This is a genomic window from Nocardia neocaledoniensis (assembly GCF_029868625.1).
GTDB classification, from domain to species: Bacteria; Actinomycetota; Actinomycetes; order Mycobacteriales; family Mycobacteriaceae; genus Nocardia; species Nocardia neocaledoniensis_A.
Window position 1 is genome coordinate 1 of the sequence record NZ_JARWOJ010000173.1, and the last position, 10,530, is coordinate 10,530.

General features: G+C 70.3%; 11 protein-coding genes and 2 pseudogenes. 8 read left to right on the forward strand and 5 right to left on the reverse strand.

Translation table 11 applies throughout. The annotated features are described in order from the left end of the window. Together QH270_RS12210 and QH270_RS12215 are read left to right on the forward strand one after the other, a co-directional pair. The coding region (locus QH270_RS12210; protein WP_280341040.1) for an ornithine cyclodeaminase family protein at positions 1 to 945 on the forward strand (945 nt) is incomplete at its 5' end. Next, positions 942 to 1,220 (forward strand): annotated as a pseudogene (locus QH270_RS12215) (nucleoside deaminase); the annotation flags it as partial. The gene QH270_RS12210 and the pseudogene QH270_RS12215, both read left to right, overlap by 4 nt. Here QH270_RS12215 and QH270_RS12220 read toward each other — a convergent pair. The 4 genes and pseudogenes from QH270_RS12220 to QH270_RS12235 all read right to left on the reverse strand — a co-directional run bounded on the left by QH270_RS12220 (position 1,184) and on the right by QH270_RS12235 (position 4,733). Continuing rightward, positions 1,184 to 1,315 carry a hypothetical protein gene (locus QH270_RS12220; protein ID WP_280341067.1) on the reverse strand — a complete coding sequence of 44 codons (132 nt, stop codon included), beginning with the start codon at positions 1,313 to 1,315 and terminating at the stop codon, positions 1,184 to 1,186. The pseudogene QH270_RS12215 and the gene QH270_RS12220 overlap by 37 nt on opposite strands. 203 nt (positions 1,316 to 1,518) lie before the next feature. After that, positions 1,519 to 2,880, reverse strand: a complete 1,362-nt coding sequence (locus tag QH270_RS12225) for an MFS transporter (protein WP_280341042.1) — start codon at positions 2,878 to 2,880, stop codon at positions 1,519 to 1,521. 128 nt (positions 2,881 to 3,008) lie between these two features. Then, positions 3,009 to 4,341: pseudogene (locus QH270_RS12230) on the reverse strand (RNA polymerase sigma factor). Continuing rightward, positions 4,314 to 4,733: a YciI family protein gene (locus tag QH270_RS12235; protein ID WP_280341045.1), complete on the reverse strand. Its 420-nt coding sequence runs from the start codon at positions 4,731 to 4,733 to the stop codon at positions 4,314 to 4,316. Before QH270_RS12235 ends, QH270_RS12230 begins: the two are co-directional and overlap by 28 nt. A gap of 187 nt (positions 4,734 to 4,920) precedes the next feature. On the opposite strand from QH270_RS12235, the gene QH270_RS12240 reads away from it, so the two are divergent. From QH270_RS12240 to QH270_RS12250, 3 genes are read left to right on the forward strand one after another with little or no spacing between them, the layout of a single operon-like run. Next, positions 4,921 to 5,703, forward strand: a complete 783-nt coding sequence (locus QH270_RS12240) for a crotonase/enoyl-CoA hydratase family protein (RefSeq protein WP_432420348.1) — start codon at positions 4,921 to 4,923, stop codon at positions 5,701 to 5,703. 19 nt (positions 5,704 to 5,722) lie between these two features. Next, complete coding sequence (locus QH270_RS12245) at positions 5,723 to 6,367, forward strand: LysE family translocator (RefSeq protein ID WP_280341050.1); 645 nt, start codon at positions 5,723 to 5,725, stop codon at positions 6,365 to 6,367. A 5-nt stretch (positions 6,368 to 6,372) separates the two neighbouring features. Continuing rightward, positions 6,373 to 7,206: an SDR family oxidoreductase gene (locus QH270_RS12250; RefSeq protein WP_280341053.1), complete on the forward strand. Its 834-nt coding sequence runs from the start codon at positions 6,373 to 6,375 to the stop codon at positions 7,204 to 7,206. Here the strand turns inward: QH270_RS12250 and QH270_RS12255 are convergent. Then, positions 7,172 to 7,792: a TetR/AcrR family transcriptional regulator gene (locus QH270_RS12255; RefSeq protein ID WP_280341055.1), complete on the reverse strand. Its 621-nt coding sequence runs from the start codon at positions 7,790 to 7,792 to the stop codon at positions 7,172 to 7,174. The genes QH270_RS12250 and QH270_RS12255 overlap by 35 nt on opposite strands. Positions 7,793 to 7,927: 135 nt before the next feature. Here QH270_RS12255 and QH270_RS12260 point away from each other — a divergent pair, with 135 nt between their 5' ends. The 3 genes from QH270_RS12260 (at position 7,928) to QH270_RS12270 (ending at position 10,489) form a co-directional block, all read left to right on the forward strand. Continuing rightward, on the forward strand, positions 7,928 to 8,854 hold the full coding sequence (locus QH270_RS12260; protein WP_280341057.1) for a metal-dependent hydrolase: 927 nt from the start codon (positions 7,928 to 7,930) through the stop codon (positions 8,852 to 8,854). Positions 8,855 to 8,864: 10 nt separating this feature from the next. Continuing rightward, positions 8,865 to 10,013, forward strand: coding sequence for a hypothetical protein (locus QH270_RS12265; RefSeq protein ID WP_280341062.1), 1,149 nt, complete (start codon positions 8,865 to 8,867; stop codon positions 10,011 to 10,013). 80 nt (positions 10,014 to 10,093) lie between these two features. Beyond that, positions 10,094 to 10,489, forward strand: a complete 396-nt coding sequence (locus tag QH270_RS12270; RefSeq protein WP_280341064.1) for a RidA family protein — start codon at positions 10,094 to 10,096, stop codon at positions 10,487 to 10,489. The last annotated feature ends 41 nt before the right edge of the window (positions 10,490 to 10,530 follow it).

The window sequence follows — 10,530 nt, forward strand, 5'->3', positions numbered from 1 at the left end:
GTGCTCGACCGCGCCGAGGTCCTCGCCGCGGTCGAGCGGGCCCACGCCGACCTCGCGCTGGGCACCGCACTGGTGCCCGCGCCCCCGGCCGTGACACTCGGCGAGGCCGCGTTCGTGCCGATGGTGGCCGCCGCCGAATCCGCCGGCGCCGCCGCGGTGAAACTGCTCGCCGACCTGCCCGCCAACCGGGACCGCGGACTGCCGGTGCAGCGGTCGGTGATCGTGGTGACCTCCGCCGCCGACGGCGCCTGCGAGGCGCTCATCGACGGCCGCCTGGTCACCGCCGTCCGCACCGCCGCCGCGAGCGCGGTCGCCACGAAACACCTGTCCCGCCGGGCCAGTTCGACGCTCGGGCTGATCGGGGCCGGTGGCCTTGCCGTCGAGCACACCCGCGCGATCGCCCGGGTGCGCGCGCTGGAGACGGTGCTGGTGTGGTCGCGCACCAGCGCGACCGTCGACCGCTTCCGGGCCGCCGTCGCCGATCTCGGCCTCGACGTACGGGCACTGCCCACGCCGGAGGCGGTGACCCGGGCCGCCGACATCCTGTGCACCCTGACTCCCTCGCGCGAGCCGATCGTCCACGGCGCGTGGTTCGGCGCCGGACTGCACGTCAACGCGGTCGGTGCGCCGCCGCGCGCCGATCACCGCGAGGTCGACGGGGAGGCGCTGCGCCGGGCGCGGGTGGTCGTAGACTCGATCGCGACGACGCTCACCAAGTCCGGTGACACGCTGCTCGCGCTCGCGGAGGGCGCGATCACCGAGGCGGCGGTGCGCACGGAACTGGGCGAGGTGATCGCGGGCCGGGCACCCGGCCGCGCCGCCGACACCGACATCACCCTGTTCAATTCGGTCGGCATCGGCCTGCAGGATCTGGCCGCCGCCCGGCTGCTCATCGACAAGGCTCGAGCCAACGGCATCGGAACGGAAGTGGACCTCAGCGCATGACCGCACTCACCGAGATCGACCACACCCACCTGCGTCGCGCCATCGGCCTCGCCGCGCTCGCCGCCGAGCGCGGGGACCGGCCCTTCGGCGCCGTCGCCGTCGACCGGAACGGCACCGTGATCGCCGAGGGCGCGAACGCGGTGAGCAGCACCGGCGACGTCACCACGCACGCCGAACTGGTGGCGATCACCGTCGCCACCGCGGCGGGCAGGGCCGAGGACCTGCGCGGCGCCACCGTCTACGCCAGCGGCGAGCCGTGCCCGATGTGTTCGGCCGCGATGGTGTGGGCGCAGGTGGGGCGGATCGTCTTCGCCGCGGCGGCCGCCGAGTTCGGGCCGATCCTGCCCGGCGGGCCGAGTTTCACGCTCACCTGCGCGGAGCTGGTGGCCTCGTCGAATGTGCCGGTCGAGGTGAGCGGGCCGCACCTGGGTGCGGAAGCGCTCGCGGTCTTCCGGGCGGCCGCCCCGCGGTGGCCACCCCGCGCGGGGGGGGCCGGCGGCGGCGGGCGCCCGGCGGCCCCCGGGGGGGGGCCCCCCGCCGGCGGGCGCCCCCCCCCCCCCCCGGCGGATCGCCTCAGCGCGCCGGTGCCGGGTCGACCAGATCGCCCAGTTCGCGCTGCTCCTCGAGCGCTTCCGGGGTGCCGGGGACCTGGGTACCGCGCAGCGACATGCCCTTGGTCTCGATCAGGAAGTACGCCGCGATCAGGCCGATCGCGCAGGCGCCGAACATGTAGTAGGCGGGGAACAGGTGATCGCCGGTGGCGTCGATGAGCGCCTGATTGATCACCGGCGCGGTACCGCCGAAGATCGAGGTGGCCACGTTGTAGCCGATCGCCACTCCGGCGAAGCGCACGATGGTGGGGAACATGGCCGGGAAGGTGGCCGAGATGGTGGCCAGCTGCGGCGCGTAGAGCAGACCCAGGATGGCGAATCCGACGATGGCGCCGGTCAGCGATGTGCCGATCAGCTTGTACACCGGGATCACCATGATCATCAGCGCGGCGCAGGAGAACAGCCACATCGGGCGCCTGCCCACCCGGTCGGAGAGCGCGCCGAGGAACGGCAGCGTCACCAGCATCGCGATCTGGCCGATCAACGGCACCAGCAGCGCGTCGGACTCCTCCATGCCCAGGGTGGATCCGAGATAGGTCGGGGTGTAGCTCAGCAGCGAGTAGTTCACCACGTTCAGCGCGATCACCAGGCCGAACAGGGTGAGCACGGGACGCAGGTATTTGGTCGCCAGATCGCGATAGACGCCGACCGCTTCCTCGGTCTCGTCCTTTTCCTCGACCTCACGGAACACCGGGGTGTCCTCCACCCGGCTGCGCAGATACATACCGATCAGGCCCAGCGGCGCGGCGATGAGGAACGGAATGCGCCAGCCCCACGATTCCATCGCCGGATCGTCGAGCACATTCACCAGCAGCAGCGCGACGAGATTACCCAGCGTGAATCCCGCGAGCGTGCCGACCTCGAGGAAACTGCCGTAGAAACCGCGCTTGCGATCCGGCGCGTATTCCGCCATGAAGGTCGCGGCGCCACCGTATTCACCACCCGCGGACAGACCCTGCACCATGCGCAGCAGGTAGAGCAAGATCGGCGCGGCGATCCCGATGACCTCGTAGCTGGGGATCAGGCCCACGCACAGGGTGGACGCCGCCATCAGCACGATCGTGGTGGCGAGCACGCGTTTGCGGCCGATCCGATCGCCCAGCGGCCCCCAGATCATGCCGCCGATCGGGCGGATCAAGAAGGAGACGGCGAAGCCCAGCAGGGTGTAGAGAACACTCGAGCCCGCTCCGTCGCCGGGAAACAGGGACGCGGCGATGTAGGTCGCCAAGTAGGCGTAGACGCCGTAGTCGAACCATTCGACCGCATTGCCGATCGCCGATGCACCGATGGCCCGATGCAGCACCGATTTCGATTCCTGTGACATCCACATACCTCTCGTCGTCGCCTTTTCGGGCTACCCGGGTAGTTCGCCGAAGAAACCTTACGAGCGTGCGACGACGACCCGAATCCCACCGTTGTACTGCGGAAATACCCTAATGAATCACGGGCGAACTATCGGGCTGCCGCGTCGAGGGCGCGCAATTTCCGGTCGAGCACCGCTTTCTCGCGTGCGTTGCCGCACAGCCGCACGGCCTCGGTCAACGCCTCGCGGGCCGCCGCGGTCCGGCCGAGCCGGGTGAGGAGTTCACCGCGGACACTCGGCAGCAGGTGCGAGCCCGCCAGCGTGCCCGCCGCGGCCAGTTCGTCGACGATCGGCAGCGCGGCGGCGGGCCCGCTCGCCATCGAGACCGCCACCGCCCGGTTCAGCTCCACCACCGGCGACGGCGCGAGGCGACCCAGCGCCTCGTAGAGCAGCACCACCCGCTCCCAGTCGGTCGCCACGACCGAGGGTGCGACGGCATGGCATTCGGCGATCGCGGCCTGCAACCCATACGCGCCGAGGCCGCGCCCGACCTGGGCGGCCTTGGCCAGCGCGGCTCGGCCGCGCCGGATGGCGGAGCGGTCCCAGCGGCGCCGGTCCTGCTGTTCGAGCAGGACCGGTTCCCCGTCCGGCCCGATCCGGGCGGGAAACCGGGCCGCGGTCAGCTCCAGCAGCGCGAGCAGCCCGAACACCTCCGGTTCACCGGGCATCAGCCGCGCGAGCACGCGCGCCAGGCGTTGCGCCTCCCCGGCCAGATCGAAGCGGATGAGGTCCTCGCCCGCGCTCGCCGACGAGCCCTCGGTGAAGATCAGATAGATCACCCCGAGCACCGAACCCAGCCGGACGCGGCGCTCGGCGGCGGGCGGCACCGCGAAGGCCACGCCCGCCGCGCCGAGCGTCTTCTTGGCCCTGGTGATCCTGGCCTGCACCGTCGCCGTGGGGACCAGGCACGCCTTGGCGATCTCGTCGCTGGTCAAGCCGCCGACCACGCGCAGGGTCAGCGCCAGCCGCGCCTCCTTGGACAGCACCGGATGGCAGGAGATGAAGATCAGCGCGAGTACGTCGTCGTCGATCTGGTCGGGATCCCACAGCACGTCTCCCTCGGCGGGCACCGGGACGCCCCCGGACAGCACGCCCCCCCCCCCCGGGGGGGGGGGGGGGGGGGGGGGGGGGGTTGGGGGGGGCGGTGGGGCCCCCCCCGCGCCGGAAGGCGTCGATCGCGCGGCGCCGTCCGCAGGTGAGCAGCCATCCGGCTGGTTGGCGTGGCACGCCGTCGCGCGGCCAGCTCACCAGCGCCTCGGCCAGTGCCTCCTGCGCGAGATCCTCCGCGAGCGCGAAATCGCCGGTGTAGCGCGCGAGCGCGCCGACGATCCGCGCCGACTCGATCCGCCAGACCGCGGCCACGGCCTCCCGGCCGGAATGCGCCACAGCCGAGGTCAGAGCTGACCGGTGGACTCGCGCCAGGCCCGCTCCCGCTTGATCCACTCGTTCTCCTGCGGGAACTCATCGATCGAGGGCACCCGGCGGATCTCGATCTTGGAGCCGGAGCCGCCCATCGGGGCCCGCTTGGCCCACTCGATCGCCTCCTCCTTGGAGGCCACGTTCAGGATGTAGTAGCCACCGAACAGCTCTTTCGTCTCACCGTAGGGTCCGTCGGTGACCACCGGCGGATCGGAGCTGTAGTCCACGACCACCGTCTCGGCCGGGTCCTCGAGCCCCTCGGCGGCGACGAGAACACCGGCATTGATCAGTTCGTCGTTGAAACGGCCCATCGTCTCGAGCATCTGGTCGAAATCGACGTTCGCCCACTCGGCGGCGGCCTCGTCGGTGGAACGCATGATCAGCATGTACTTCATGGTCGGACTCCTCGGGTCGGTGTGGTTCGTACATCCCTAGGTCGAACGGCGCGGCCACCGATCGACACCGATCGAAATATTTGTTTCCCGCGAGTACTGCGCAGCCTACGACGCGGGCGGGCGGACGTGATACATCTCGATCAGACCTGTCACGCGACGCGGCGGGCGGGCATGAAACTAGGAGTCAATCGTGAGCGCAGTCCTCGTCGAACAACGCGACCATGTGCTGGTCGTCGTCATCAACCGGCCGCAGGCCATGAACGCGGTCGACGCCGAGGTGAGTACCGGGGTGGGCGAAGCGCTCGAGCGGGCCGAGGCCGACGCGACGATCAGGGCCGTGGTGCTCACCGGCGCCGGTGAGCGCGCGTTCTGCGCGGGCGCCGACCTCAAGGCGATCGGCCGCGGCCAGAACATTCTCGCCCCCGGCCACGAGGATTGGGGCCTGGCCGGCTACGTGCGCCATCCGATCAGCAAGCCGACGATCGCCGCGGTGAACGGATTCGCGCTCGGCGGCGGCACCGAACTCGTCCTCGCCAGCGACCTCGCGGTCGCGGCCGAGACCGCCACCTTCGGCCTGCCCGAGGTGGCGCGCGGCCTGTTCGCGGCCGCGGGCGGCGCCTTCCGGCTGCCGGAGCAGCTGCCGCGCAAGGTCGCCATGGAGATGATCCTGACCGGCGAGCCGATCACCGCGGCGCGGGCGCTCGAGCTCGGTCTGGTGAACCGGGTCGTCCCGGCCGCGCAGGTGGTCGATGCCGCGCTCGAGCTCGCGGGCCGGATCGCGGCCAACGCGCCGCTGGCCGTGCAGGCGAGCAAGCGCGTCGCGCTCGGTCTCGTCGACGGCAGGATCGACGACGACGCGGCCTGGGATCTCACCAACCGCGAGATCATGACGGTGGCCCGCACCGAGGACGTGCGCGAGGGCACGCTCGCCTTCGCCGAGAAGCGCAAGCCGAACTGGCAGGCCCGCTGAAGCGGTTACGCTTGCTCGGGTGGTGTCCACTCAGAGTCTGCTCGCCTTCGCCGGTCTGGCGTTCGTCCTCGTCGTGATCCCCGGTCCCAGTGTGTTGTTCACCATCGGCCGGGCGATCACGGTGGGGCGGCGCGTGGCCCTGCTGACCGTGATCGGCAACGCGGCCGGCGTCTATCTGCAGGTCGTGGCGGTCGCGGTCGGGCTCGGCGCCGTCGTGCTCGCCTCGGCCACGATCTTCACCGCGATCAAGCTGATCGGCGCCGCCTACCTGGTGTGGCTGGGGGCGCAGGCGTTCCGGCATCGGCACGACATCGCTGCCGCGCTCTCGCCCGACGGCGGATCCACGCGCCCCGGCGCGTGGGTGGCGCTGCGTGACGGATTCGTCGTCGGCGTCGCGAATCCGAAGACCATCGTCTTCCTCGCCGCGCTGCTGCCGCAGTTCGTCGATCCGGCACGCGGATCGGTCGCCGCGCAGATGATGGTGCTCGGCGTCTGCATTCCCGTCTTCGGCGTGCTCCTCGACTCGGTGTGGGCGTTGGCGGCGGGGGCGGCCAGGGACTGGTTCGGCCGCTCCCCGCGCCGCCTCGCCGCGGTCGGCGGAACGGGCGGACTCGTCATGATCGGGCTCGGCGCGTCGCTGGCACTGACCGGGCGAAAAGACTGACGCCCGTGCGCATTCTGATCCTCGGCGCCTCTGGCTTCGTCGGCAGCGCACTGTTCGCCCAGCTCGCCCGCGACCACGAGGTCGTCGGCACGAGCCGACGCGGGCACGGCCTGGTCCCGCTCGATCCGGCCGACGCCGACGCCGTCCGCGCACTCGTCGGTGACCGGTTCGACCTGGTCGTCCACACGGCCGGACTGGTGGATCTGGCTGCCGCCCAACGGGATCCCGACGCCGCCTACGCGGCCAACGTCGCGCCGATGCCCGCCCTGCTCGACGCGGTCGACGACGCGGGCGCCAAGCTGGTGTACCTGTCGACCGACAACGTGTTCGACGGCACCCGCGAGTTCTACGACGAGACCGCGCTGCGCACCCCGATCAACGTCTACGGCTGCACCAAGGCCGCCGCCGAGCAGCGGGTGCTGCGGCGCGACGGGCACCTGGTGATCCGGCTGCCCCTGATGTACGGCCGCAGCCCCGCCTCGGACAAGTTCCTGGCCCGCTTCACCGCACCGGTCATCGAGGCACGCACCGACATCGTCGGCACCCCGCTCTACCTGCCCGCCCTCGCGCCGCTGCTCACCGACCTCCGCGACGAGACCGGCGTCATCCATCTCGCGGGCCCCGAGCCGATCAGCCGCTACGACCTGATGGTCCGCGTGCGCGACCGGCTCGGCGCGGCGACCAGGATCGTGCCCACCGACATCGATTCCGCGCCACCGGATTGCCCGCGCCCGCGCCGGCTGATCCTGTGCAGCGTGCGCCACGCCCACACCGGTCCTGACGTCGACGCCGCTCTGACCGATCTCATCGGCCCGGCGCGGACTCCGGCCGCGCGCTGATCGCGGTGCCCATCCAGCGTCGCAGGTAGCGCCGCAACTCGTCGTCGGTACGCGGCGGATGGCCCGGGGACAGGAAGAACGACTGCATCGTCCGCAGCGCGTATTCGACGAGGTCGCCCAGCGCGAAGTCGTCGTAACCGTGTGCCGCCCAGTCGACGTCGAAACGGCGGATCATCGTCATGCCGAAGGCCTGCGCCTCGTCGGAGGTGAGGCTGTCGGTGTGCAGGTTGGAGTACGAGCTCGACAGCAGGATGCCCAGATGGGGGGTCCGGCGGACCTCGGTCAGGGTGTAGACGACGGCCTCGATCATCGCGTCGGCCGGGTCGTCGAGCCCGCGCACGTGCGCGGTCAGCCGGTCCAGGAAGCCGTCGACCGAGGCGATCGCGGCGGCCGTCATCAACGCGTCCGCGCTGGGAAAATACCGGTAGACGGTCTGGCGGATCACCCCGAGTGATTCGGCGACGTCGGCGATGCTGATCTCCGCCCCGGTCCGGCCGATGAGTTCCACCGCCGCGGCGATGATCCGGCGCGAGGCCTCCGCATCGTCCTTCGGCGGACTGCCACCCCATCCACGTCTGCGCGCCACCGGGTGGACGCTAGCACAAACCCCTGGTCACAGCGGATTCGGTGAAAGTGAACATACACACAAGGCTCACTTTGTATGATTGCTGCACCACACCCGAGCGGCAGGCGCACGCCCGAAACAACGAGGTATTCCACCGTGACCGACCTTCATGTCCGCAAGATGGACTTCGCCTTCTCCGACTACGACGTGCCGTTTCTGTGGAATCCGCAGAACCCGGCGTTCTCCTCCATGGCCAATGCCGTCTCGTTCCTGGCGATCGGCTTCGAGAAGATGATCGTGCAGCTGATCACGCAGGCGAAGCCCCAGATCACCGACCCCGAGGTGGCCGAGGAGGCCGACGCGTTCATGCGTCAGGAGGGCCAGCATTCGACCGCGCACCGCCAGCACGTCAAGGCGCTCATCCGCCGCTACCCGGGCCTGCAGCAGACCCTCGACGCGGTCATCGCCGAGTTCGACAAGCTCACCGCGAGCACCCCCGTCAAGTACCGCCTCGCCTACACCGCCGACCTCGAGGCCACCTTCACCCCGGTGTTCAAGCTCATGCTCGACAACGACAAGAGCCTGTTCGCCCCCGGTGACGACCGGGTGGCCTCGCTGTTCATCTGGCACTTCGTCGAGGAGGTCGAGCACCGCAGCTCCGCGCTGATCATCTTCAACTCCGTGGTCGACAGCGAGATGTACCGGATGCGCGTGGCGCCCTCGATCTTCCGGCACGTCCTGCAGGTGATCCGGGTGGCCTGCGAGGGCTTCAACGAGCATGTGCCGCTGGAGGATCGACAGGTCGACGCGCTGTCGATGTTCGCCAACTACCGCCGCGGGCAGACGCTGCGCCGCTGGCTGCCCGGCCTGCGCCCCGCCGACAACGGCACCATGCCGCGCGCGTTCGACGATCTGGGCCTGGGCGAACAGCTCGTCGCCCTGGTCGGCATCATCCGCAGCCAGATGCCGCGGCACAATCCCGCGCACGAGAATCTGCCCGCGCTGGCCGACGAATGGTTCCGCCGTTACGACGAGGGCTACGACGTGACCCGGTGGTACACCGCCGATTCCGTGAATTCCTAGGAGCCCGATCATGGCCGAGCACTGCTCACCCACCTTCGCCGATCTCGCCACCCAACTCGGCTTCTCCTGCGCGGAGGCCGGTGGGCTGGTCGAGTTCCGCAGTCCGTTCGCCCTGGAGAACTGGACGCTGCCGGTCCTGGAGCTGACCATCATCGTCGGGGCCGTGCTGGCCCTGTGGTTCGCGATCGTGCGGCTGCGCCGCCACGGTGACCCCACCAACCTGGTGCTGTGGTTCGGTGCGACAGCCTATCTGTTCGTCATCGAACCCCCGCTGTACTTCCCGGCGGCGTTCGGGATCGAGGACCACGTCGACACGATGTTCGCGCACAACGTGTTCACCGTCGACTTCCTCTGGGGGCGGCTGCCCCTCTATATCGTCGCGATCTACCCGCTGATGGCGACGATGGCCTTCGGGCTGGTCCGGATGCTCGGGATCTTCCGGCAGTACGGCGTGCTGATCGGCGCCGCCTGCGTCGGCTTCGTCCACCACGCCTTCTACGAGATCTTCGATCATCTCGGCCCGCAGCTGCGCTGGTGGGAGTGGACCACCGAGAATCCGATCAACCAGCCCATGTTCGACTCGGTGCCGATGGGCAGTGTGGTCGTGTTCGCGGCGCTGTGGCCGATGTCGCTGGCCTTCTGCGTGCAGTACTTCGTGGGCCGGCACGTCGACGACGGCAGGCGCTTCAGCGGCGTCGAATTGACCTGGCGCACCGTGGTCATCGGTCTGCTCGCCTCGGTCGGCACCTTCCTGCTCCCGCTCCCGGCGACGGTGATCGGCCTGGCGGGCGACACCGTCCGCGGGGTCGTCTACGCGCTCGAACTGCTGACGCTGTCGGTGGTGGCCGTGGTGGCGATGACGCGGCAATGGCGGCGGCTGCGCGCCGGATCCGCCCCGGAGCCGTACGTCGATCGCTTCGTCCAGATCTACACCGTGGTGTACCTGATCGTGTTCGCGGTGCTCTGGATCGCCTCGCTGCCCGACTTCTTCGATGCCGTGGACGGCCGCACCGCCAACGGCGATCCGATCGGCAACCTCTGGTACACGCTCGCCTGCTTCGTGATCGCGATCCTGTCGATTCTCGCGACCTGGACACTCCCCCGCCCCACGGACTCCGCGCCCGAGCCGGCCCCGGAGCGCACGGCCGTCACCGGCTGAGCCGCCGACGGTGCGGTGTCACACTCGGCACCGCACCGTCGTCGTCACTGTGCAACACAGTCGACGACAGGAGTTTCCGCATGTCCGTGGTGATCAGCAACCCGTCCGCCCTGCACGACCCGACCGGGTTCGGCTACAGCCACGTCGCCCGGGTCACCGGTGAGCTGGTGCTCATCGCCGGTCAGTACGACTCGGATCACGAAGGGCACACCACCGCACCGGATTTCGCCACCCAGGTGGACCGGGCCTTCGCCAATCTGGGGATCGCGCTGCGCTCGGCGGGCGCGAGCTACGCCGACGTCGCGCAGTTGCGTACGTTCATCGTCGACCACGACGGGGACAAGCTGGCGATCCTCGGCGCCAAGATCGCCGCGATCTGGGGCGAGCACCCGCCCGCGCAGACCCTGCTCGGGGTCGCGGCGCTGGCCCTGCCCGGCATGCTGTTCGAGGTGGACGCGCTCGCCGCGCTGAGCTGAGCGGTGGCCGGGGGGGGGGGCGCCGCCCCCCCCCCCGCGCG